This window comes from Citrobacter sp. CRE-46, assembly GCF_059615875.1.
In genome coordinates, this window is record NZ_CM184341.1 from 2293027 (window position 1) to 2315163 (window position 22137).

Genomic DNA, 22137 nt, shown 5'->3' on the forward strand with positions numbered 1-22137 from the left:
GCGTAATTAGCGTTCGGCGTCGCCTGTCACCTGAGTATTTTCAGATACTCTATCCAATTAATATCTTATGTGCGGTCTGATCTAAATATATTTTCCCATACGTTAAAAATATGATTATGTCATTTTTGTGATAGCGATCGTCTTATTCACAGCGAAACGTTTCTCTTACTTTTTTGTGCATTGTCATCATTCTTTCATTATTTTAGTGCAAAACCAGAAGGCGGATCTCATTTTTACGCTTGTGACATTTTATGCATTACTAAGCATAAAAAATGATATCCACCAGCCCCTGTGACAGATAACCTGGAACAACCGAAGCTATTGAGCTATGGTAGAAATGTCCCTGTGACGGTGCAAGCCTGACGGGGCAAGGGGAGAGAGGTGAGAATATAACTCTGCTCGGTCTGGCGCATAACTGTGCAGTGGTTGTTTGATGAACAACAGGATTTGTGCGACCGATCGAGACACGTTTAAAAATGGCTTGCCATTATTTACGTTGTATGTGATAACACGTTTTGGGTTAAACGAGGTACAGTTCTGTTTATGTGTGGCATTTTCAGTAAAGAAGTCCTGAGTAAACACGTTGACGTTGAATACCGCTTCTCTGCCGAACCTTATATTAGTGCCTCAAGCAGTAATGTCTCAGTTTTATCTATGTTATGCCCGCGGGCGAAGAAAATACTCTAAGGAATTTTGCAAATGGCAAAGATTAAAGGTCAAGTTAAGTGGTTCAACGAGTCTAAAGGTTTTGGCTTCATTACTCCGGCTGATGGCAGCAAAGACGTGTTCGTACACTTCTCCGCTATCCAGGGTAACGGCTTCAAAACTCTGGCTGAAGGCCAGAACGTTGAGTTCGAAATTCAGGACGGCCAGAAAGGTCCGGCTGCTGTAAACGTAACAGCTATCTGATCGACACCACTGATTTGATGCGCTCTTGCGCAACCATCTCAGATATAAAGCCTCGCTTATGCGGGGCTTTTTAATTCAAATTACGTCAAAATATTTCTGAAAGCCCATCCATTAGCGCTTTGTTGCAAAGGCGTGATGTTCGTAGCATAGTTTTACCCGCATTCTCGCGGCATTTCTCGTTAAATCAGACACCTGAAAAACTATCATGCGGGAGTCCAGGTGAAAAAGAAAAACGACATAGATGCGCGCAATTTTACTCCCGTACGTTTTGCCCTGCTTTGTGTGGCGATATTATTAAGCCTGGGATTGCTGCTGGGTCGTGTGGCGTGGCTACAAATTGTCACGCCGACAACTTTGGTAAAACAGGAAGATATGCGTTCGTTACGCGAGGTTACCATTGCCTCGCCACGCGGAATGATTACCGACAGAGAAGGGCGACCGCTGGCGGTAAGTGTCCCGGTGAATGCCGTCTGGGCAGACCCTAAAACCATTATCAGCAAGGGAGGCGTGGGCTACAACGAACGTTGGCAGGCGTTAGCAAAGACGCTGAACATTTCGCTCAGTTCTCTGGCTGAGCGTGTTAACAGTAATCCTGCGGGACGCTTTATTTATCTGGCCCGCCAGATCTCTCCACAGCAGGCTGAATGGATCGATAACCTTAATCTTCCGGGGATCAATCTGCGTGAAGAATCACGCCGCTTTTATCCCGCCGGACATGTTGCGGCTAATCTCATTGGTTTCACCAATATCGATGGCCAGGGTATTGAAGGCCTGGAGAAAAGCTTCAATAGCCAGTTGATGGGCAAACCCGGCTCCCGCCTGGTCCGTAAAGACAAATTTGGCCATGTCATCGAAAATATCACCGAAGTGATGCCGGTGCCTGCACATGAGTTACAACTCAGTATTGATGAGCGTTTGCAGACGGTCACCGAAGACGCGCTGGACAATGCCGTTACATGGAATAAAGCGGAATCCGGGGCCGCGGTACTGGTTAATATTGACACCGGCGAAATTCTCTCCATGGCAAGCTTCCCCGACTTTAACCCCAACAATCGAGACGGCGCGGTACTGGATGATTTTCGTAACCGTGCCATTAGCGACACCTTTGAACCCGGTTCAACCGTTAAGCCGCTGGTGATCATGACCGCGCTTCAGCAGGGGATTGTGCAACCGGACAGCGTAATTGATACCCATCCTTTTAATGTCGACGGGCATCGTATTCGCGACGTCGGATTTTACCCGGAGCTGTCGCTGACCGGCATTTTGCAGAAATCGAGCGACACGGGCGTTTCGCACTTGTCGTTAGCTATGCCGGTGCAGAAATTGCTGGATACCTATAAACGTTTTGGCTTTGGCGACCCAACCGGGTTGGGATTAACCGGCGAAAGCAGTGGTTTAATGCCTCAACGCCGCTACTGGAGCGATTTGGATCGCGCCACCTTTGCATTCGGTTATGGGCTCATGGTGACGCCGCTCCAGTTGGCGCATGTCTATGCCACCATCGGTAGTTTTGGCATCTATCGCCCCCTTTCTATCACGCGTATTGATCCGCCGGTAATAGGGACGCGGGTGATGCCGGAGGCGCTGGTTCATCAGGTTGAACATATGATGGAAAGCGTCGCGTTACCCGGCGGTGGGGGAACCAAGGCCGCGGTCAGGGATTATCGGGTTGCGGTGAAGACCGGGACGGCGAAAAAAATTGGCGATGATGGTAAATATGTTGATAAATACGTGGCCTATACGGCAGGCGTTGCGCCAGCGAGCGACCCGAAATTCGCCTTAGTCGTGGTTATTAATAATCCACAAAACGGTGCTTACTATGGGGGCGCCGTCTCCGCGCCGGTATTCAGCCAGATTATGGGAGATGTTTTACGCTTGGAAAATGTTAAACCAGACGGCATGCCTGCCGACTCCGATCACCTGCTGGTGATGCATGGCGACAGCGTATCCTCGCCGACGCTGTAAGTTATTTTCCCGGGGCGCAATTCGCGTTACACTTGCGCCCTCAAATCACCTGCCGGAGTTGTCATGTCGTTTTCCTGTCCTCTTTGCCACCAGCCTCTTACTCAAACGAAAAACAGTTTTATTTGCCCTGAGCGGCACCAGTTTGACGTGGCGAAAGAAGGGTATGTCAACTTACTGCCGGTTCAGCATAAGCGGTCGCGCGATCCGGGTGACAGCGCTGAGATGATGCAGGCGCGCCGGGCGTTTCTTGATGCCGGACACTATCAACCGCTGCGTGACGCGATTGTGAATGTGCTTGCGCAGACGCTGAGTTCAGAAAACGCGGCGATTCTGGATATCGGCTGTGGAGAAGGGTATTACACCCATGCCTTTGCCGATACGCTGACTGGCGGCAAGACCGTTGGCCTCGACGTTTCTAAAGTGGCGATTAAGGCCGCAGCCCGCCGTTATCCGCAGGTCACCTTTTGCGTGGCTTCCAGCCATCGTCTGCCGTTTGCCGATGCGTCCATGGATGCCATCATCAGGATCTACGCGCCTTGTAAAGCGCAAGAGCTGGCTCGCGTGGTGAAACCGGGAGGATGGGTAATCACCGCCACGCCCGGGCCGCGTCATTTAATGGAGCTGAAAGGGCTGATTTATGATGAGGTGCGTTTGCATGCGCCACATACCGAACAACTGGACGGTTTTATTCTGCAGCAAAGTATTGCGCTGGGCTATCAGATGCAGCTCCAGGGCAGCGAAGCCGTTGCATTACTGCAAATGACGCCGTTCGCCTGGCGGGCAAAACCGGAAGTGTGGGAAACGCTGGCAGGAAAAACGACGTTTGACTGCCAGACAGATTTTAGTATTCACATCTGGCAGCGCCTGAATTAACCGTGGAAGTGTGCCCAGAGGATCTGGGCGCCGATACCAATCAGTACCACCCCGCCCAGGATTTCAGCTCGTTTGCCCAGCATCGGACCAATAAAACGACCGATCATCATGCCGAGCGTGGACATCATCAACGTGGCGCAGCCGATGGCCAGCGCAGTCGCAATGATGTTAACCTGCAGGAACGCCAGACCCACCCCGACGGCCATCGCGTCGAGACTGGTAGCGATAGCGGTGGTGACCAGCAGCCAGAATCCGTGGCGGCGCGGCGGTTCTTCATCTTCATCACCGTTGTCGCGAAAACCTTCGATTATCATTCGCCCACCTAAGAAAATCAGCAGAATGAAAGCGATCCAGTGGTTCCACTCCAGCACGAATTTGCTTGCCAGCATGCCCATACCCCAGCCAATCAGCGGCGTCAGGGTTTCAACTGCGCCGAAAATGAGACCGGTGCGCAGAGCTTCAGAAAATTTGGGTTTATGCAGGGTGGCGCCTTTGCCAATTGATGCAGCGAAAGCATCCATCGACATGCCGAAAGCGAGAAGTACAGTAGCGGTGAGATTCATAACAGCGTCCTGACCGGGGTATCCATAAAACACATCACTGCCCCCAGTAACCATGCACACAGATTAAAATCACGAAATATATCGTGCCATTCAGGTATGCATTGCAGTTGATGTGCCTATGGTCTCGCCTGACTGAAGCTGTATGTTCAGTCCGTACGCGCCACGTTTTTCAACGAGTATGTTGACACGTACATTTCCGGAGTCTGGAAATCGGCTACTCCCCAACGACGGGCGCAACCTTAACATATATTGAGAATATAAAACAAGAAACAGGGAAATAATATTTGACTTCTAATTGAAAACGATTTTCATTTAGATTTATTTATAAACAGAACGTTAAAATAAATAACATTACGGACGTTGTAATATAGCCTTAGCTATGTTTTGTTTTCAAAAATATATAAAAAACATAGTTCAGGCTATCTTTCTAATTCACTGATTTGAAATGAGAAGTTTATATATTTTTTCAAGATCGTCTATATTTCGTACGCGAACCAGCAATCTCCGCTGTTCTAATTGCATCACCAGCACGCCGTCCTCTGATAAATTCATCTCTTTAATGCGGTTATATTCAATCCAGACGTTGGCAAAGAAAAAACCTTTTTGCTTGAAGATGATTTTCGGCGTACGGATCCAGAACAGATACAACCCCATCAATATCAGTGCGCATAATAACCACGTGGTGAATTGCGCCCCGTGGCTGGTGACGTTGTTGTAAATAAGAATAGCTACCAGGCCAATGAAGATAACACTGTCAACACGGCTGCGAGGAAGCAGGGCGACCGTCAGCAGAGTAAGGCCATTACGGCGGGGCATGATGAACTGATCGTAAATGGCATACGCCAGCAGCGAAAAGATAAAAAGAACCAGCACCAGGTCCGTGATAGTCATGAATCCTCAATCCTCTAAATAGAAAAACCGGGGGCAAGCCCCCGGTGGTGTACAACAGTCTTACAGGCCAAGCAGGCCGACAGCGTAGCCCGCGATACCGATGATGAAGAAGCCAACGATAATCCACAGCGGGTTCACTTTCTTACGCAGCAGCCACATACAAGCGAAAGTCAGCAGCAGAGGAACCAGGCCCGGCATCAGCTGGTCAAGGATAGTCTGCACGGTGGTGACGCGAGTCTGACCATCCTGACCGGTGATAGTGGAGACCACCAACGGGATATTCACGTGCGTCCACTTGTTAACTAATGCCCCCATGACAAACAGGCCGAGGATTGACGCCCCCTCAGTCAGTTTCTGCAGGAAGCCGCCGCCCATATCCTTAACGATATCAACCCCTTTACGGTAGCCGTATGCCACACCGTAGTAACGGGTTGCCAGACGCACCAGGTTAAACAGGATGAAGAACAACAGTGGTCCAAGCAGGCTGCCGCTCATCGCGATACCAGCGCCAAGCGCAGCAAATACCGGACGTACCGTACCCCAGAAGATTGGGTCGCCGACGCCTGCCAGCGGTCCCATCAGACCAACTTTGATACCGTTGATAGCACCATCGTCAATCTCTGCGCCGTTGGCACGCTGCTCTTCCATCGCCAGCGTAACGCCCAGCACAGGTGCGGCTACGTACGGATGGGTGTTAAAGAATTCCAGGTGACGCTTAATAGCCTGCTTACGTGCGTCGTTGTTTTCCGGGTACAAACGGCGGATAGCCGGTACCATGGAGAAACAAAAACCCAGCGCCTGCATACGTTCGAAGTTCCATGAACCCTGAAACAGGTTAGAACGAATGAACACGCCACGAATGTCACTCGGAGTGAGTTTTTTCTCGGTGGTAGTTTTAGTCATATCAACCATTTCGCTCACCTGCTAGTCCAGTTCGTTATCAAGATCGTTGTTACCAGCTGCCTGAACTGGCGCACCGGCGACGCGGTTATATTTCGGGCTCAGCTGAATGTAGAGGATTGCCATCACTGCGCCAATCACACCCAGAGCAACCAGGTTGAAGTTAGTAAATGCCGCGGTGACGAAGCCGAGGTAGAAGAACGGCATCAGGTAGCCCGCGCGCATCATATTGATGACCATCGCATAACCAACCACCACGATCATACCGCCTGCGATATTCAGGCCGCCGGTGACGACTTCCGGAATGGCGTTGAGCATGCTCTGAACTTCACTGGTACCTACAGAAATCGCCACGATTACCGCCGGGATAGCGATACGCATAGCCTGCAGGAACAGTGAGGACACGTGCAGCCAGGAGAGCGCCGTCAGGTTGCCGTTTTCGGCCGCCTTATCCGCTGCGTGCTGGAATGCTACGGTGATAGTACGAACGATGATGGTCAGAACCTGGCCTGCTGCTGCCAGCGGGATAGCCAGCGCGATACCGGCACCAATGCTTTGGTGACCCGCGATAACCAGAACGGTAGAGATAATTGACGCCAGTGCGGCATCTGGTGCAACCGCAGCACCGATGTTCATCCAGCCCAGGGCGATCATTTCCAGGGTACCACCGATGATAATACCGGTTTTCATATCCCCGAGAACGGCGCCAATAAGCGTACAGGCCACCAACGGACGGTGGAACTGAAATTCATCGAGTACCGACTCCATACCCGCGATACATGCGACGATGAACACCAGCACAATCTGAAGAGTGGTAATCTCCATTGTACTTCTCCTATTGCTATACAGACTTAAGTGTGAAAACTAAGTAAATGCCAGGGAATTATTTCGCCTTGGCAATCAAATCCATCATTTTCAGTTTCTGATCGGTCGAAACTTTACGCGCTTCGAGCTCAATACCGCGTTCGTTGAGTTTTTTGAAGGCTTCGATGTCTTTTTCATCAACAGAAATTGCGTTGTTTACCTGTGTTTTACCCTGACGGAAAGCCATACCGCCAATGTTTACAGAGGTAATTTTCACACCACCTTCAACGATACGTTCCACATCGGTCGGGTTGGTGAACAACAGCATCACACGCTCGCCTGCATATTTCGGGTTGTTGTAGACGCGGATCATTTTCGCGACATCAACCACATGCGCCGTCACACCCGGAGGTGCTACCTGAGTCAGCAGCGTTTTACGCACGGTATCGGCGGCAACTTCATCGCTGACGACAATAATGCGCGTTACGTTGGTTTCTTTGGTCCAGCGAGTGGCTACCTGACCATGAATTAAACGGTCATCGATACGCGCCAGACCGATCTGCATATAATCGTTCGGGCCCATCGGTTTAGCCGGTGCTGCTGCTTTTGGTGCCGCAACAGGGGCAGGAGCGGCTTTTTCCACCGGTTTCGCTTTCAACGCTTTCAAGCCTTCGCTACCGGTTTCAACGGCCAGTGCCACTAATTCATCAAAGCTCGGGTTGTCATCACGCGCCATGAAGGTTTCAACCAGCATGGGAATGTTCACACCGGCGATAACTTCGTAATGCTCTTTATCGACGACAATGCGGCTCGCAGCGTTAAACGGGCTGCCTCCCCATGTGTCAACGAGAAACAGCACGCCTTTACTGGTATCGAGTTTTGCCAACTGAGCGTTGTACTTTTCGATCAGCGTTTCGGCATTTTCGCCTGGAACGAAATCGATCCAGCCGACGTTTTCCTGCTCGCCTAACAGCATTTCTGCTGTCTTAAGTAACTGCTCTGCAGCCCAACCATGTGTGCCTATTACAATAGCAATGGTCACTTGCTACCTCCTTTATTATCGTTAACACATCAACGTAAAGATGTATTTGAATCGTCGTCCGCAATCGAATCGATTCAGATAAGGGTTACAAAGAAAAACCTATGATTTTCGTGAATTATTTTAGATATCGAAAAAAATATTTTATGTGATGAAGATCCGTAATTTAACTTCCGATGAAAAGAAATTTCGAAGGGTAAAATATCTCCGAAACAACTTATTGCAAAGGAAGGTAAATCTTTGCTAAAAACCGGTTGTCTCTGTTATGTTTAGCATCTGTTTAATTACTCAGGAGTATAGGGCAGTAGCCCACCATATGGATCGTCACCGACGTCATTTCACCCTCAGGCCGCTTTGCGCCTGTCAGATTGGCACTTTTTGCCACAAATTTTCTCTGCATAATGCTTTAACGCCTGAGATCCTCAGCGCGCAGTTTGGTCATTCCTTAAGCAGGAGCTTGTCATGGAATTATTAATGGACCCGCAGATTTGGGTGGGTTTGCTCACGCTTGTCGTTCTCGAAATTGTTCTGGGTATTGATAACCTGGTCTTCATTGCGATCCTGGCTGATAAGCTGCCGCCGAAACAGCGAGATAAAGCGCGTTTAATCGGTTTATCACTGGCACTGATTATGCGTCTGGGCTTGTTGTCCGTGATTTCGTGGATGGTAACGCTGACAAAGCCGCTGTTTACGGTAATGGACTATGCGTTCTCGGGACGCGATCTGATAATGCTGCTGGGCGGTATCTTCCTCTTGTTCAAGGCAACGACAGAGCTGCATGAGCGGCTGGAAAACCGTGAACATGATACCGGGCAGACGAAAGGCTATGCGAGCTTTTGGGTTGTGGTGACGCAGATTGTCATCCTTGATGCGGTGTTCTCGCTGGATGCGGTGATTACTGCGGTCGGTATGGTCAACCATCTGCCGGTCATGATGGCGGCGGTCGTGATAGCTATGGCCGTGATGCTGCTGGCTTCCAAGCCGTTGACGCGATTTGTGAACCAGCATCCGACGGTGGTGGTGCTGTGTCTGAGCTTCCTGTTGATGATTGGTCTGAGTCTGGTTGCCGAAGGGTTTGGCTTCCACATTCCGAAAGGTTATCTGTATGCGGCGATTGGCTTCTCGATCATTATCGAGTTGTTTAACCAGATTGCCCGTCGTAACTTTATTCGCCACCAGTCGACCCTGCCGCTGCGTGCGCGGACTGCGGATGCAATCCTGCGTCTGATGGGCGGTAAACGTCAGGCCAGCGCGCAGATGGAATCCGACAATCCGGTACCTGTGCCCGTTCCGGAAGGCGCATTTGTGGAAGAAGAACGCTATATGATCAACGGCGTGCTCTCCCTGGCCTCGCGTTCATTACGTGGCATTATGACGCCTCGTGGCGAGATTAGCTGGGTTGATGCGGACCTGAGCGTAGCGGAAATTCGCGAGCAATTGCTTTCGTCACCGCACAGCCTGTTCCCGGTATGTCGCGGTGAACTGGACGAAATTATCGGTATCGTCCGTGCCAAAGAACTGCTGGTGGCGCTGGAAGAAGGTGTGGATGTGGCGGCGATTGCCTCAGCCTCTCCGGCTATCGTGGTCCCGGAAACGCTGGACCCGATCAATCTGTTGGGCGTTCTTCGTCGTGCCCGCGGCAGTTTCGTGATCGTCACTAACGAATTTGGTGTCGTGCAGGGGCTGGTTACACCGCTGGACGTATTAGAAGCTATCGCCGGTGAGTTCCCCGATGCCGATGAAACGCCTGAAATTATTGCTGATGCAGGCGGCTGGTTGGTGAAAGGCGGAACCGACCTGCATGCATTGCAGCAGGCGCTGGACGTGGATACGCTGGTGGATGAAGACGAAGATATCGCGACGGTGGCAGGTTTAGTCATCGCGGCTAACGGTCATATTCCACGCGTCGGCGATGTTATCGAGGTTGCGCCGCTGAGTATTACGATTGTCGAAGCGAATGACTATCGTGTGGATTTAGTTCGCATTGTTAAAGAACAACCTGCTCACGACGAAGACGAGTAATCGGGTTTAGCGAAACGGCATAACGGGCATACTATGTCGCCCGTTATGCCGGGTGGGCGGCGGCGTGCTGCCCGCCAGCCATTTTGGAAAATCGCGTAGCGGCATTGGCTTCGCATACAGAAAACCTTGCAATAAATGTACACCGTGCCGGCGCAAATGCTGTGCCTGCGCCTGCGTTTCAACCCCTTCCGCCACCAGTTCTATATTCAGTCTTTTTCCCAGCGCGATGATGATGTCTGTAACGGTTGAGTTCACGGCATCGGTACCGATCGCAGAAGTAAATGATTTATCAATTTTCAGTACATCCGGGCGGAGTTTTTCCAGCCAGGAGAGCGAGCTGTTGCCAGTGCCAAAATCGTCAATCGCCAGTTTTACGCCAAGGCGATTTAGCTCGCGTACAACCCGATAATCCACATCCAGTAACGCATCACGTTCGGTAAGTTCGATGACTAACTGCTGAATGGGATGCTGGCTAAACCAATACTGGTTGAGATCTTTTAACAGCGTGCCGTGGCGAAAATGGCTGGCGGCGACATTGATCCCGATATGAAACTGACTGCTCATGGGGAAGACGTGTCGTTGCTGAATGGTTTCTGCGATGACATGACGCGTCAGGGGCACGATCAGGTTGTGCTCCTCGGCGATGGGAATAAACACTTCGGGAGAGATCCAACCCTGACGCGGATTATTCCAGCGTAACAGGATTTCCACCCCCATGCATTGCTGCGTTTGCGCATTGAGCAGCGGCTGGCAGAACAGCTCGAATTCCCGGGCGGCAAGGGCCAGATTTATCTCCCAGGAGAAACTCATTCTGTTGGCGGTTGCCAGCCACGCCAGGTACCCCACTAACAGACTGAGGATCACCGCCAGCGGCAGTTGTGTTGGCAGATGTTTAATCGCCAGTTCACTGGCACCCGGACCGGTAACGCTGATAGTAAACGGGAAATGCTGTGATGAGAGCTGGTAGCGTTTTTCATTCTTTAGTTCAGGTAGCGTATCGACAACACCTTGTCCGTAGAGCAGATGGCGATTGCCGACGCTTAAGCTGGCATGGGTGATCTGCGGCAGTTGTGGCTCAAGCAACATGGATGATAATAACTCAATGTTGACGATTTCCAGCACGCCATCTTCACCATCGGCAGAGGATGGATACCATTGTGTCAGAATCGGACTGCCTTTAATTATCGAATGGTCGGTTGATAACAGCAGTAGCGACTCCTGGCTTGGTAATTCAGGCTCCAGTCGACGAACAGGCTCATTGCGATAACCAAAAATGCTGGAGCAATACAGAATCCCATCTTTAACCAGGTTGACAGAGCGTACCGTTTGCAGCCTGGCAGCATGCTTGCTCAACGGTAAACGCGCGACTGAACAGGGGAGACCAATCAACGGCAACAGCACATCTCGTCCAGTCTGAAGGGGCAAAAGCACGTGATCCAACTCTTCAACCGCGTGGTTGGCAAAGGTTACGGTATTTCGATGATTTAAATTACGCTCCGAAATAAATCGGACCGTTAACGTGAGGATAAGCGTTACCAGGGCACATAGGGTGCAAACAAATAAGCGATTCCGGCGATAGTTTTTAATGATCCGTTGTGCTGTATGCATGCGGGCCGCCCGATAAGCCGTTGGTCACAAAAGCCAAAAGCAACAGAGCAAGTGTAGTGGGGAAAATTACAGTAGACGAGGAAGGGGAGATAAATTCGCCCATCCGTCGCAGATGGGCGAAAATTAAGTATTAGTCACACTGAACTTTGATTGCCAGACCACCACGGGACGTTTCGCGGTATTTGGCGTTCATGTCTTTACCCGTTTCGTACATGGTCTCAATGACTTTATCCAGTGAAACGCGTGGCGCACTGGTTCGGCGCATTGCCATGCGTGCGGCATTGATAGCTTTTACGGAAGCAATGGCGTTACGTTCGATGCACGGAACCTGTACCTGACCGGCAACCGGGTCACAGGTTAAACCGAGGTTATGCTCCATACCGATTTCTGCCGCAACACACACCTGTTCAGGACTTGCACCCAGTAGCTCAGCCAGACCGGCAGCCGCCATAGAACAAGCCACGCCAACTTCACCCTGACAGCCGACTTCAGCACCGGAGATAGATGCGTTCATTTTGTACAGCGCGCCAATCGCGCCGGCCGCCAGGAAATAGCGGGTGTAGATATCCGGGCTGACGGACTCAATGAAATGATCGTAATAGGCCAGGACCGCAGGCACGATACCGCAGGCACCGTTAGTTGGCGCTGTGACAACGCGACCACCCGCGGCGTTTTCTTCGTTAACGGCCAGCGCAAACATGTTCACCCAGTCGATCACGTTCATCGGATCGTTGGAGAGCTTGTCGCTGGAGACCAACATACGACGCAGGGCAGAGGCGCGACGCGGAACGCGCAGCGGCCCAGGCAGGACGCCTTCGGTGTTCATCCCACGATCGATACAGGCCTGCATGGTTTGCCAGACGTTGCCAAAGTACTCTTCAATCTCTTTTTTGCTGTGCAGAGCAAGTTCGTTCTGCATCACCATGCCAGAGAGGGACAGGCCGGTGCTGTTGCAGTATTCCAGCATTTCAGTGGCGGATTTGAACGGATAAGGTACGCTGACCTCATTGGCGGTATCCTGACCAAAATGTTCTTCATCAACGATGAACCCACCGCCGATTGAGTAGTACGTTTTGCTGTAAATGACGGTTTCGCCATTATACGCATGGATCTGCATGCCGTTTTCATGCAGCGGCAGGTTGCCGTTATGAAAACGCATTCCATCATTCTGCGGGAAATCCACTTCGTGCTGACCCTGTGCAAGCAGCAGGCGTCCACGCGCTTCTACATCGCGGATAAATCCGGGAATGCTGTCAATGTTTACGGTAGCAGGCTCGTTGCCCGCCAGACCCATAATAATGGCGATATCGGTGTGGTGACCTTTACCCGTGAGCGACAGTGAACCATATACGTCGACGGCAACACGAGTAACGCTGTCCAGTAATCCTTTTTCGACCAGGTCATCGACGAACTGTTTACCCGCCTTCATAGGCCCTACGGTATGGGAAGATGAGGGACCAATCCCCACCTTAAACATGTCGAAGATAGATGGTAAAATCCGACAAGGAGAATGTTTGATTTCAGAGGGGTTTAACATATGCAGGCATACCTATATTGTCGTGTATCTAGTGATAAGCAAATCGGTGGTTTCGGTCCAGAACGACAACAAAACACAGTTACCGAGTATGTGCGGGATTATACAGATAAGTATAATTTAGGATACGTGTTAGACCTCGAAAAAACCGAGTTATTAGAGCCTGATTTAGGTAAATCTGCATATCATGGGTATAACTTTACAAAAGGGTCATTAGGGCGTTTTAAACAGCGTGTGTTAAGTGGTGAAATAAAAGACGGTGCACGATTATTGAAAACGTAGACCGTTTTACTCGTAAAGCTGAATACGATGCAATAGAAGAGTTTACTACACTGATTAACCGTAGAATTGATATTCACGAGGTAGATACTGGTACCACCACATGAAGTAACTAATCGACTAACGGAGATGTATAATGATGACTACATGGAAGATGAACGTCATCGTGGGATTTTTCGTCAAATAACCGAACAAGGCTTAGATTCACTTACAAAGAAACAATCGTATGTCTATCATAATGAAATGGTTCCAAGTTGCGTAGAGAAATGTTCTTTTCCTGGATGCATTAATCCAACAGTACCGGGGAATCAATACTGCAACATGCATGACATCGAATACGGTTAATGTCCCAAAAATAAAGTACTAATCTTACTTCCTGAAAAAGATTAATACTTGTCCCATTCTAGCTATGAATTATTTAATGTAAAGAGTGTATTGAAATCAGTATTGTTAATTGCATCAAGAGATTCTTTTAATGGGTTGAGTTTCTGCTCTAGCGATAAAAATTTTTCAGAATACTGATAAACAATTGTATCATACTCTTTTAACTCTTCTTTTGATAATTGTGATTTAAGCTCATAATGTTCGCCCAAAAATAAATCTTTGAAAATAAGAAACCAATCATTTATTAGATCTAGAGTATTATCAATAAGGTTATCAAAATCTTCTTTATTAGTGATGGTAACGCCTAAGTTAGATATCTGCATAATGTCATTTTTAATTGATTTTGCAAACATCCTATTATCTAATACCTTGGTTATCAGCTTGTAATATTCGTTACGAATGATATGTACTCTCTTAAAATTTTCATTTTGACCTGAATATATATGACTCATCGTAATTGATTTCCCAGCTAAATGCTTGCATTCTGTAAATGTCTTCTCTAAATCAAAAACAGTACTATTAACATTTCTCATCAAAGTATATATTTTTTCAAAAATAAGATCATGAGTTTTACTTCTGAACCAATTTCTAGCTTTAAAAGCAGCATGTGCAGCAAGGCAAGCCACAATGACTGAACAAACAGCACTGATCCAATTAGTAACTGTCCCAAAATCAATTATGTAGCCAATAGTAGCACATGTAGTATTACTCATTAAAAACACTCCTGATAAATTATTTTGCTAAGTGATTCTATAAACGCGTTTATCTTTTTATATCTAGTATTTTGGATTATCACGAGATTCTATATTAGATAATGTTTCTTTCATTTTTTTATCCAGATGTTTTACATCTTCATCTCTAATAAAAATCCTATTAAAAAACTCATCGCTACTATTTTTAATCACTATGAGATTAATTCCATTTATTCTAGTAATTACTTTGTCTTTTATTTCAGATAGTTGATTATTTGAAATTTTCTCTAATGCAAGCATCTCAGAGATAAAATTTGAAAGCTCATCTAATTCTTTTTTAACATTGGAAAGATTTTCATTTGCAGTTTTTAAATCTATTGTACTAGAAGTTAACGCGGATGAGTAAAGGTCATATATCCCCTTTAAAGAATCCCAGTCACTTTTCAAGTTACCATGTTTTTTTTCAAGAGACTTAATGTCTGCAATTAGCTTGTTACATTTGTCAGTGTATTCTACTTTTCGTTTATTTCTCTTTTCATCACGTATATCTATACGATGTTTAAGACGATTTGTTTTATCTATATTTCTGAAACTAGCTACATCTGACCAAGATGATATATTTGATTTCCATAAATTAGAAAAATATTGTGATAACTCTATCAGACGTGTAAGGTAAGGCATTAATACAGTAAATAACACACCATATGCGACACAAGGCCAATATGTAAATGGAGTTTCATGATTCAGTACATAAATTCTGGATTCTATACTGATTTTACTGAATGCTAAAAAAAGTAATTTATCCCAATTATCAATACAGAAAATAGTAATGATACTTATATAGAGTGGAGTACCAACTTTTTGAAAGATAGCTGACCTTAAATCTTTGAAAAAATCACCTGCTACCTCTTGCCCTATATTTTCTTTCTTATCAGTTACATCACTCATATCACATCACGCCGCCAGCTTATGAAAAGCGGTAGATCATACGCTTATAAAAATCTGAAATAGTACAGTAAGTGTTATTTGCTTTGTGAATTATTAAATTGAAAACATATAAAAAAATGGTCAATAGGCTGCTCCTGTGCCAGCTAATGAACCAGTGCATCTAGAACTGGTCAGTACCAAACCGTTAATAACAGAGGAACACAAAGTGAAGAATGCTGATATGCAGAAGTTTTTAAAACGTAAGTTCTAAGGTGATTTGAAGATGAGTAGGGGCGTAATGCCCCTTACTCGACATTTTAAACAGTAGGTGAGTGAAAGATATCGGGATCTAATTTCTTAGTTAACTGATGTAATTCATCAATGATGTTATTCAGATCATACTCAATATCTATTACAGAATTTTCATCATGGTCGAAATAATCTTTTGATTTTATATTTTTCATTGACTCTAGATGTTCATCAATCATACTGATATCAAATAGCATATATTGTTTAAAGGCTGAAATTGAAACGGAATCATCGGCATTATTTAACTTCTTCAAGTATACAGTTAAATCATTTTTTATCTTATCAAGAGCTAATTCATTTTCATATAATACTGAACGAAGGCTAACAATGTTAGCAACTTCACCAGAAATAATTGATAAAAATGATGAGTGTTTTTTACTGATTTCAAGATATAAGTTATAAGCTGTTTTAGATTGTTTTTTAAGGTCATCAAGATTAGCTTTATGTTGCTCTATCTCTATTAGTAACTCTTCGTAAGCCTCAGAACGTTTCTTGTTACTCATATTATTAGAATGTCTTTGTTTTTCTATATGGTCTTCACTTTTTAAAGCGGCTATGTTTCTTTGTTTAGACAACCAATTTTGACAGATATCAGAGCTTAGATGTATTATTTCAAGCAAACGTGAGAAGTAAGGCATAATAATCGCTATCAATATACCATGCCACAACGGATCAAAATAATTAATACCTTCCATTTGCACAATCGAAGTTCGTGTTTCAATTGATTCAGTACCATAGATTAGATATAAAATTTTATCCCAATTGCTGAATATAAAAGCACTGATAATATAGAAGTAAAAAGGAGTCGTTAATCGATGAACTATAGTATCCTTAATAATATCTAAAAAACTCGTATCTTCTTTTATTTCTTCTATGTTATCACTCATATCACACCACACCGCCAGGTTAAGAAAAGCGGTAGATCATACGCTCATGATCTCATTGAGAATGAACTAAGAATGTCATAATTCCCGTGAATGATTTGTACTAAATCTGTCTAAAAAAGTACTTAATCCTCAGTACCTAACGTTATAGATACAGTAATAACCTCATTTCATAAAACCCGCACTATACGTTCATACCATTTTTTCTTTCTATGATATCAGTAATTTTTAACTATTGGAGATCTGCTTATGGTAGGTAAAGCTGAATATCACACATTGCATCTCATGACTATAGGCGAGATTGCAATGGTACGACCGTATTTCCACGACACAGTTGAATATTTTAAAGTTTGGATTCATTGTGATTCATGGATTCCATTCGAACTTCAATCTGTCGATGGGATGACACCTGGAAATGATATCTATATATTACCTGAAAAATATGAGAGTGATTTCTCAAAAGCAACAAATATAAACCATCAGCAATTATTCATGCACGAATTCACACATGTATGGCAACATCAAAAAGGAATGAATACAAAATTACGCGGGATGTATTCATGGGTAGCAGACTATACATACAATATTGGTTCACCATTTATTTCATATTCAATGGAACAACAAGCACAGATAATATCTGACTACTGGACTATTTCAGAACATGGATATGACAGATGGTTATTAGATTCTTTCTGTAGACAAAAAGAAGTCGAGTATCCAATAATACTACGGTTGTATCATGAAACACTGGCTATGTTTCCATACTATGAGTTCTAAAATGAAGAAGATAATTTTAGTACTGCCATTTTTGTTATCAGGTTGTATTATTGAAAGTTCACAACTATACCAGGTTAAACAAAGTGATATTCAGATAAACGGTAACTTTGTATGTATTTCTCCGCATGATGCTGAAGAAGGTGATAGATATAATTCATACATTATCACAACTAAAGCTAATCCTGTTTCTAATATGAAAAACATAGACCCAATAGCGTATAAATCATGTCTTCCATATCATGAATATAACCGTGGTGTCAGCTATGATGTTTTTTATACTGTAAAAGATACAAATGGAGAGATTAAAAAATATGAAATAGCTTTTATTATTTCAGATAACGGCAAACTTGTAATTTTATAGAGGGATATATGTCACATCCAGCACATTTATTTTTAATTGATCAAAATGGTTCACCTATCATTGGTGGTTCAGAGGTTATAGGCCGTGAAGGTTCTATAGAAGTACTACAATTATCTCATGGTATGAATGTTCCTCATGATGGTAACACTGGGCGACTGACATCAGGACGCAAGCACTCACCTATGGGAATATTAAAAGAAATCGATCAATCAAGTCCCTATCTATGCAGAGCATTATGTGAAAATCATAAATTACAGAAAGCAACTATTAAATGGTATAGAACCAACGCAGCGGGGCAAGAAGAAGAGTTTTATCACATGATACTAGAGAATGTTAAAATAGTTGGTTTGCATCCTTCATTACCTCACATAAACCTTAATTCTGTAAATGCACAGAACCCTACAGAATCGTTATCACTCATGTATGAAAAAATAACGTGGAAGTATTTGAATGGTAATATTCAATTTACAGATGCTTGGACATATGGCTGGTGGGGGTAATATATAATTAGTTCGGTACTACACTGAACAATCCACCCCTGGATTAAACATAAACGGTGTAGTACTGAACGCATGAATCCTATCAGGTAAATACTCCATATTGCAATATGACTAATGGAGTATCCCATGTCAAACAACCTACCAAACACTTACGGTTAAAACCGTACTAAATTATCCCAACTAAAATATACAGAGTTAGAACAACTACTGATCCATGTGCGGAATGAGCACCAACTACAACGTAATGAAGATGGTGTACGTGTGGATAGAAACGGCAATAAATCATTTTATGTCTATGATCAAGAAGGTTTGAAAAAAATAGATAACATTACCTGGGCTGTATACTACAAAAATAAGCGGGGTGATACAGTGTAATCATCATGTTAAAAATTATCGTAACTGGTTGAAAATGATCATTTTATGATCTGTAAGTGTACGATTCGTCGATCTGCATCGTGCCTATGCATTCGTATCACTGCACCTATAGAATCTCTCATGACGGCGTACAGGAGGTTTTAAACCATGCATAAAGAATAACCACTCCCTATATGTTAGAAATATATTTACGCTAATGCGTTCGTGCTATCTGTTATATTACATGCATTGACTCAATTATTATTATCCGGGACGATATAAGAACTTGCTCAATGGAATAATTAATAATGACCGTCATTAATAACTGGCAGGTTAATGTAACCCTGTCGTCTATTGTTAATATAGAAACTGGTGAAGTGCGTCGTCTTGGTGAATATCAGTTGAAATTACTTTTAGTACTAATCGATTCACCGGATACCCTGTTAAGTGTTTTGACTCATACGCAGAAGCAATTCACGCTGAAAGCGTTTTGATCTCGATGCTTGCATATAAACCAGAGTGTTTAAACAAGGCGTTAATTACAAAGTTTCGTTTTGGAAAATGGAATGACGTAGAGTACATGAAACGAATTTGGGCGATTCTGGATGAGTTAGGGGGTAGGGTATGAAGCGAAATCTAACACGCTTTCTCGCGTTGGTAATCGTCTATCTATTGCGTTGCTCAACGTTGTTTGTACACAGGCGAAGTGACTAACCTATTGATAAAAATCGTTTTTATGTTAGTTGATTCTACACTATGACATCTCGAATAGACTAATCACGATAATACTCCTACAGGGCGACTGGGCTTTCCAGTAACGATGTTATAACTGCGCATAGTGTAAGAGGGAACGCGGCGATCGGCTTAACTATTCACATGAATTAAACTAATAGATAACCGCGGTTTTACTAATGCTGTGACCTGAGTTTCAAGTTGTCTATGGCGTGCGTAAAGATAAGTATAGTCAGGGCTTGACGCCAATTTGCAGAGCCAGCTCACGAATTATCCCGGCGGTCATTCCCCAGACGAAATATTGCTCATACCACGAAAGCCACACGCGATGAGAATCACCGCGACGATAAATATCGAGCGGATGGTAACGCCCCAAATGTAACGCCTGCGCCAGCGGCATTTCAAACACCGCGGAAACCTCATCTTCACTGGCGCGATACGGCAGATTAGGCGGGATAATGCCGACGACCGGGGTAACCTGGAAACCGGTGACGCTGTCGACCGGCGGCAGGACCCCGATCACCTCAACGCATGACGGCGGAATGGCCACTTCTTCATGCGCCTCGCGAAGGGCTGCGGCGATCAACGAGGCATCGGTGCTGTCCACCGCGCCGCCGGGAAAGGCGACCTGGCCGGCATGTTTGCGTAGATGAACGGATCGCTGGGTTAGCAGCAGCCCCGGCTGTGGCCGGCGGACGACGGGGATCAGTACGGCTGCCTGACGCTGGTTTAACGCGGCATGGTTGACCTGCGGGCGCAGGAGTTGGAAGCGCGATAAAAAATCATCAAGCGTCAGGCTGCTGTATTCCACGTGTCAGTTCTCCAGTTGGTGCAAAATACGATTCACTTTATCAAATGTTTCCTGATACTCCGCGTCTTCCTGACTGTCCGCCACAATGCCGCCGCCAGCTGAACAGTAAATCTGTCCGCCCGTCGTCGTCAGGGTGCGAATGGTGATGCTGGTGTCCATATTGCCGCAAAAGCTCAGGTAACCAATGCTGCCACACCAGGCATTACGTCGGTGCGGCTCCAGCTCATCTATAATTTCCATCGCCCGCACTTTCGGCGCGCCGGTAATGGAGCCGCCGGGGAAGGCGGCGCGCAGCAGGTCGGTAGCGTGCAAAGATTCCGGCAAACGCGCGGTAATGGTGCTGACTAAATGATGAACGGCAGGGAAGGGCTCGACTACAAACAGCTCCGGAACCTGTACCGAACCCGGCACGGCAACGCGACCGATGTCATTGCGCATTAAATCGACGATCATCAGGTTTTCCGCACGATCCTTCGGTGAGTTCGCCAGCAGTTGGGCCTGCTCACGATCGGCATCAGCATCTTCACGTCTTGGCAGCGTCCCTTTAATAGGACGCGTCTGGATGTGCTGGTTTTCCAACAGAATAAACCGTTCGGGTGAAAGGCTGAGGATTGCGCCTTCCTCAAGACGAATGAACGCGCTAAACGGTGCACGATTAGCGTGATTGAGTCGTACAAATGCCTGCCACTCATCGCCCTGATAATGCGCCTGAAAACGCTGGGCGAGATTGACCTGATAACAGTCGCCGCTGTGCAGATAACTCTGGACCTGGCGGAATTTTTCGCCGTACTGGGCACGGCTCATATTGGACTGCCACGCCGAGGTTAATGTAAATGGCTCACGTTTTGATGATTGTTGCGCGTTGAGCCATTGCAGCCGCGCTTCGACATCGGTATGGCTGAGCAGGGATACGGTCTGCAACTGATGATCGACAATCAGCGCCCAGTCGTAAATGCCGACGGCCATATCTGGCAGGGCAATATCGCGCGTGGCAATCGTGGGCAGCGATTCAAATCTTCTGCCAAGATCGTAGCCAAACAGACCTAACGCGCCGCCCTGAAACGGCAGATTGGGGTGATAGCTCGGGTGAATCCCCCGTGCGCTGAGCGCTGAATGTAATACCGTCATTGGGTCATCAAGCGTGCGTACAGTTGCGTGTCCGTCATAGACAACGGTTTCTTCTGCGCGCGTAACCAGCGTGGCGACGGGATCCGCCACCAGAATATCAAAACGGTTATGTGGATGGTCAGCATGACCCGAATGCAACAGCATCGCCCAGGGGAGATGGCTTAAGGTCGAAAAATAGCGTTCAGCGGCGTCCTGACGCCAGGGTAATGTGATTACTGCGGGAGATAACGTCTTCATCTGTCCTGACTCGTTGCTACTCTACTGGCTAACTGCCCGGTAGCATGAAATAATTAGCGCAGACAATTTAGCAGGAGTTAACAATGTTTGCAGGTTTACCTTCACTCAGTCATGAGCAGCAGCAAAAAGCAGTCGAGCGTATTCAGGAACTGATGTCGCAAGGGATGAGCAGCGGACAAGCGATTGCTCTGGTTGCTGAAGAGCTACGCGCCAGCCATACCGGCGAGCGGATCGTGGCGCGTTTCGAAGATGAAGACGAGTAACGTCGCTTACACCGCAGCGATAATCTTGATCTCTACTTTGTATTTCGGGTTCATCAACCCGGCCTGGACCGTACAACGTACCGGCGCGTGACCGGCGACGACCCACGCGTCCCAGGCTTTGTTCATCGCGGCAAAGTCACTTTTATCTGCCAGAAAAAGGGTGGCATCAAGAATACGTGACTTGTTGCTGCCCTGTTTTTCCAGAACTGCGTCAATTTGCGCCAGCGTATTCGCCGTTTGTTCAAAGGCGTCTGCATCCAGGTTTTCCGGTACACCGGTGTAATACAACGTGTTGTTATGGATAACCACGTCGGACCAACGCGCTTCGGCATCAATGCGCACAATTGTCATAAATCATTCCTCATTTACGTTTTTCATAATGGCTTCAGGT

25 protein-coding genes are annotated in these 22137 nt (G+C 46.3%); 12 read left to right on the top strand and 13 right to left on the bottom strand.

Annotated elements, in window-relative coordinates:
* The first annotated feature begins 543 nt into the window (after window positions 1-543).
* The 4 genes from AC534G_RS10990 to rlmA all read left to right on the top strand — a co-directional run bounded on the left by AC534G_RS10990 (window position 544) and on the right by rlmA (window position 3747).
* Entirely contained in the window at window positions 544-687 is a 144-nt protein-coding gene (locus AC534G_RS10990; RefSeq protein ID WP_006684179.1) for a DUF2627 domain-containing protein, read from the top strand.
* Window positions 688-699: 12 nt separating this feature from the next.
* Window positions 700-909 (top strand): transcription antiterminator/RNA stability regulator CspE, encoded by a 210-nt coding sequence (cspE, locus tag AC534G_RS10995; RefSeq protein WP_001062678.1) that lies wholly within the window; start codon window positions 700-702, stop codon window positions 907-909.
* Between the two features lie 219 nt (window positions 910-1128).
* Entirely contained in the window at window positions 1129-2874 is a 1746-nt protein-coding gene (gene ftsI, locus AC534G_RS11000; protein ID WP_038641283.1) for a peptidoglycan glycosyltransferase FtsI, read from the top strand.
* Window positions 2875-2937: 63 nt separating this feature from the next.
* Complete coding sequence (rlmA, locus tag AC534G_RS11005; RefSeq protein ID WP_110497844.1) at window positions 2938-3747, top strand: 23S rRNA (guanine(745)-N(1))-methyltransferase; 810 nt, start codon at window positions 2938-2940, stop codon at window positions 3745-3747.
* Here rlmA and mntP read toward each other — a convergent pair.
* From mntP to manX, 5 genes are all read right to left on the bottom strand, one after another.
* Window positions 3744-4310, bottom strand: coding sequence for a manganese efflux pump MntP (gene mntP / locus AC534G_RS11010; RefSeq protein WP_038641279.1), 567 nt, complete (start codon window positions 4308-4310; stop codon window positions 3744-3746). The genes rlmA and mntP overlap by 4 nt on opposite strands.
* A 432-nt stretch (window positions 4311-4742) precedes the next feature.
* Window positions 4743-5201 (bottom strand): DUF986 family protein, encoded by a 459-nt coding sequence (locus tag AC534G_RS11015; RefSeq protein WP_038641277.1) that lies wholly within the window; start codon window positions 5199-5201, stop codon window positions 4743-4745.
* A 60-nt stretch (window positions 5202-5261) separates the two neighbouring features.
* Window positions 5262-6113, bottom strand: a complete 852-nt coding sequence (locus tag AC534G_RS11020; RefSeq protein ID WP_006684184.1) for a PTS mannose transporter subunit IID — start codon at window positions 6111-6113, stop codon at window positions 5262-5264.
* A gap of 12 nt (window positions 6114-6125) precedes the next feature.
* Window positions 6126-6926: a PTS mannose/fructose/sorbose transporter subunit IIC gene (locus tag AC534G_RS11025; RefSeq protein WP_005122174.1), complete on the bottom strand. Its 801-nt coding sequence runs from the start codon at window positions 6924-6926 to the stop codon at window positions 6126-6128.
* A gap of 58 nt (window positions 6927-6984) precedes the next feature.
* On the bottom strand, window positions 6985-7947 hold the full coding sequence (gene manX / locus AC534G_RS11030; RefSeq protein WP_496594544.1) for a PTS mannose transporter subunit IIAB: 963 nt from the start codon (window positions 7945-7947) through the stop codon (window positions 6985-6987).
* 313 nt (window positions 7948-8260) lie between these two features.
* Here manX and AC534G_RS11035 point away from each other — a divergent pair, with 313 nt between their 5' ends.
* Window positions 8261-8419: a protein YoaL gene (locus AC534G_RS11035; RefSeq protein ID WP_371924024.1), complete on the top strand. Its 159-nt coding sequence runs from the start codon at window positions 8261-8263 to the stop codon at window positions 8417-8419.
* On the top strand, window positions 8407-9966 hold the full coding sequence (gene yoaE / locus AC534G_RS11040; protein ID WP_038641275.1) for a CNNM family cation transport protein YoaE: 1560 nt from the start codon (window positions 8407-8409) through the stop codon (window positions 9964-9966). Before AC534G_RS11035 ends, yoaE begins: the two co-directional genes overlap by 13 nt.
* A 6-nt stretch (window positions 9967-9972) precedes the next feature.
* Here the strand turns inward: yoaE and pdeD are convergent, their stop codons facing one another.
* Together pdeD and sdaA are read right to left on the bottom strand one after the other, a co-directional pair.
* Window positions 9973-11574 carry a cyclic di-3',5'-guanosine monophosphate phosphodiesterase PdeD gene (gene pdeD, locus AC534G_RS11045; RefSeq protein ID WP_085048054.1) on the bottom strand — a complete coding sequence of 534 codons (1602 nt, stop codon included), beginning with the start codon at window positions 11572-11574 and terminating at the stop codon, window positions 9973-9975.
* Between the two features lie 130 nt (window positions 11575-11704).
* Window positions 11705-13111 carry an L-serine ammonia-lyase gene (sdaA, locus tag AC534G_RS11050; protein WP_110497849.1) on the bottom strand — a complete coding sequence of 469 codons (1407 nt, stop codon included), beginning with the start codon at window positions 13109-13111 and terminating at the stop codon, window positions 11705-11707.
* On the opposite strand from sdaA, the gene AC534G_RS11055 reads away from it, so the two are divergent.
* Complete coding sequence (locus AC534G_RS11055) at window positions 13112-13390, top strand: recombinase family protein (RefSeq protein WP_110497851.1); 279 nt, start codon at window positions 13112-13114, stop codon at window positions 13388-13390. It abuts the gene before it with no gap.
* A 404-nt stretch (window positions 13391-13794) separates the two neighbouring features.
* Here AC534G_RS11055 and AC534G_RS11060 read toward each other — a convergent pair whose 3' ends face one another.
* The 3 genes from AC534G_RS11060 to AC534G_RS11070 form a co-directional block, all read right to left on the bottom strand.
* Window positions 13795-14484, bottom strand: a complete 690-nt coding sequence (locus AC534G_RS11060; RefSeq protein ID WP_496594545.1) for a hypothetical protein — start codon at window positions 14482-14484, stop codon at window positions 13795-13797.
* Between the two features lie 63 nt (window positions 14485-14547).
* Complete coding sequence (locus tag AC534G_RS11065) at window positions 14548-15411, bottom strand: hypothetical protein (protein WP_110497855.1); 864 nt, start codon at window positions 15409-15411, stop codon at window positions 14548-14550.
* A gap of 296 nt (window positions 15412-15707) precedes the next feature.
* Entirely contained in the window at window positions 15708-16586 is an 879-nt protein-coding gene (locus AC534G_RS11070; RefSeq protein WP_233593768.1) for a hypothetical protein, read from the bottom strand.
* 246 nt (window positions 16587-16832) lie between these two features.
* On the opposite strand from AC534G_RS11070, the gene AC534G_RS11075 reads away from it, so the two are divergent.
* From AC534G_RS11075 to AC534G_RS11090, 4 genes are all read left to right on the top strand, one after another.
* Entirely contained in the window at window positions 16833-17360 is a 528-nt protein-coding gene (locus AC534G_RS11075) for a type IV secretion protein Rhs (RefSeq protein ID WP_110497857.1), read from the top strand.
* 1 nt (window position 17361) lies between these two features.
* The gene (locus AC534G_RS11080; RefSeq protein WP_496594546.1) at window positions 17362-17721 is read left to right on the top strand and encodes a putative T6SS immunity periplasmic lipoprotein; all 360 of its coding nucleotides are present in this window, start codon (window positions 17362-17364) and stop codon (window positions 17719-17721) included.
* A gap of 8 nt (window positions 17722-17729) precedes the next feature.
* The gene (gene tssD, locus AC534G_RS11085) at window positions 17730-18221 is read left to right on the top strand and encodes a type VI secretion system tube protein TssD (RefSeq protein WP_110497861.1); all 492 of its coding nucleotides are present in this window, start codon (window positions 17730-17732) and stop codon (window positions 18219-18221) included.
* A gap of 662 nt (window positions 18222-18883) precedes the next feature.
* The gene (locus tag AC534G_RS11090; RefSeq protein WP_110497863.1) at window positions 18884-19069 is read left to right on the top strand and encodes a hypothetical protein; all 186 of its coding nucleotides are present in this window, start codon (window positions 18884-18886) and stop codon (window positions 19067-19069) included.
* A 470-nt stretch (window positions 19070-19539) separates the two neighbouring features.
* Here the strand turns inward: AC534G_RS11090 and AC534G_RS11095 are convergent, their stop codons facing one another.
* Both AC534G_RS11095 and pabB read right to left on the bottom strand, forming a co-directional pair.
* On the bottom strand, window positions 19540-20118 hold the full coding sequence (locus AC534G_RS11095; protein ID WP_038641269.1) for a CoA pyrophosphatase: 579 nt from the start codon (window positions 20116-20118) through the stop codon (window positions 19540-19542).
* 3 nt (window positions 20119-20121) lie between these two features.
* Complete coding sequence (gene pabB, locus AC534G_RS11100) at window positions 20122-21483, bottom strand: aminodeoxychorismate synthase component 1 (protein ID WP_110497865.1); 1362 nt, start codon at window positions 21481-21483, stop codon at window positions 20122-20124.
* 83 nt (window positions 21484-21566) lie between these two features.
* On the opposite strand from pabB, the gene AC534G_RS11105 reads away from it, so the two are divergent.
* Window positions 21567-21746 carry a YoaH family protein gene (locus AC534G_RS11105; protein ID WP_003020986.1) on the top strand — a complete coding sequence of 60 codons (180 nt, stop codon included), beginning with the start codon at window positions 21567-21569 and terminating at the stop codon, window positions 21744-21746.
* Window positions 21747-21752: 6 nt separating this feature from the next.
* On the opposite strand, the gene AC534G_RS11110 is transcribed toward AC534G_RS11105, so the two are convergent.
* Window positions 21753-22097 (bottom strand): RidA family protein, encoded by a 345-nt coding sequence (locus tag AC534G_RS11110; RefSeq protein ID WP_042307863.1) that lies wholly within the window; start codon window positions 22095-22097, stop codon window positions 21753-21755.
* Window positions 22098-22137 lie beyond the last annotated feature (40 nt).

Bases quoted from the DNA above. Each gene is read 5' to 3' on its own strand.
- AC534G_RS10990 (WP_006684179.1), top strand. From the start codon at position 544: ATGTGTGGCATTTTCAGTAAAGAAGTCCTGAGTAAACACGTTGACGTT.
- cspE (WP_001062678.1), top strand. From the start codon at position 700: ATGGCAAAGATTAAAGGTCAAGTTAAGTGGTTCAACGAGTCTAAAGGT.
- rlmA (WP_110497844.1), top strand. From the start codon at position 2,938: ATGTCGTTTTCCTGTCCTCTTTGCCACCAGCCTCTTACTCAAACGAAA.
- mntP (WP_038641279.1), bottom strand. From the start codon at position 4,310: ATGAATCTCACCGCTACTGTACTTCTCGCTTTCGGCATGTCGATGGAT.
- AC534G_RS11015 (WP_038641277.1), bottom strand. From the start codon at position 5,201: ATGACTATCACGGACCTGGTGCTGGTTCTTTTTATCTTTTCGCTGCTG.
- AC534G_RS11020 (WP_006684184.1), bottom strand. From the start codon at position 6,113: ATGGTTGATATGACTAAAACTACCACCGAGAAAAAACTCACTCCGAGT.
- AC534G_RS11025 (WP_005122174.1), bottom strand. From the start codon at position 6,926: ATGGAGATTACCACTCTTCAGATTGTGCTGGTGTTCATCGTCGCATGT.
- AC534G_RS11035 (WP_371924024.1), top strand. From the start codon at position 8,261: ATGGATCGTCACCGACGTCATTTCACCCTCAGGCCGCTTTGCGCCTGT.
- yoaE (WP_038641275.1), top strand. From the start codon at position 8,407: ATGGAATTATTAATGGACCCGCAGATTTGGGTGGGTTTGCTCACGCTT.
- pdeD (WP_085048054.1), bottom strand. From the start codon at position 11,574: ATGCATACAGCACAACGGATCATTAAAAACTATCGCCGGAATCGCTTA.
- sdaA (WP_110497849.1), bottom strand. From the start codon at position 13,111: ATGTTAAACCCCTCTGAAATCAAACATTCTCCTTGTCGGATTTTACCA.
- AC534G_RS11055 (WP_110497851.1), top strand. From the start codon at position 13,112: ATGCAGGCATACCTATATTGTCGTGTATCTAGTGATAAGCAAATCGGT.
- AC534G_RS11060 (WP_496594545.1), bottom strand. From the start codon at position 14,484: ATGAGTAATACTACATGTGCTACTATTGGCTACATAATTGATTTTGGG.
- AC534G_RS11065 (WP_110497855.1), bottom strand. From the start codon at position 15,411: ATGAGTGATGTAACTGATAAGAAAGAAAATATAGGGCAAGAGGTAGCA.
- AC534G_RS11070 (WP_233593768.1), bottom strand. From the start codon at position 16,586: ATGAGTGATAACATAGAAGAAATAAAAGAAGATACGAGTTTTTTAGAT.
- AC534G_RS11075 (WP_110497857.1), top strand. From the start codon at position 16,833: ATGGTAGGTAAAGCTGAATATCACACATTGCATCTCATGACTATAGGC.
- AC534G_RS11080 (WP_496594546.1), top strand. From the start codon at position 17,362: ATGAAGAAGATAATTTTAGTACTGCCATTTTTGTTATCAGGTTGTATT.
- tssD (WP_110497861.1), top strand. From the start codon at position 17,730: ATGTCACATCCAGCACATTTATTTTTAATTGATCAAAATGGTTCACCT.
- AC534G_RS11090 (WP_110497863.1), top strand. From the start codon at position 18,884: ATGACCGTCATTAATAACTGGCAGGTTAATGTAACCCTGTCGTCTATT.
- pabB (WP_110497865.1), bottom strand. From the start codon at position 21,483: ATGAAGACGTTATCTCCCGCAGTAATCACATTACCCTGGCGTCAGGAC.
- AC534G_RS11105 (WP_003020986.1), top strand. From the start codon at position 21,567: ATGTTTGCAGGTTTACCTTCACTCAGTCATGAGCAGCAGCAAAAAGCA.
- AC534G_RS11110 (WP_042307863.1), bottom strand. From the start codon at position 22,097: ATGACAATTGTGCGCATTGATGCCGAAGCGCGTTGGTCCGACGTGGTT.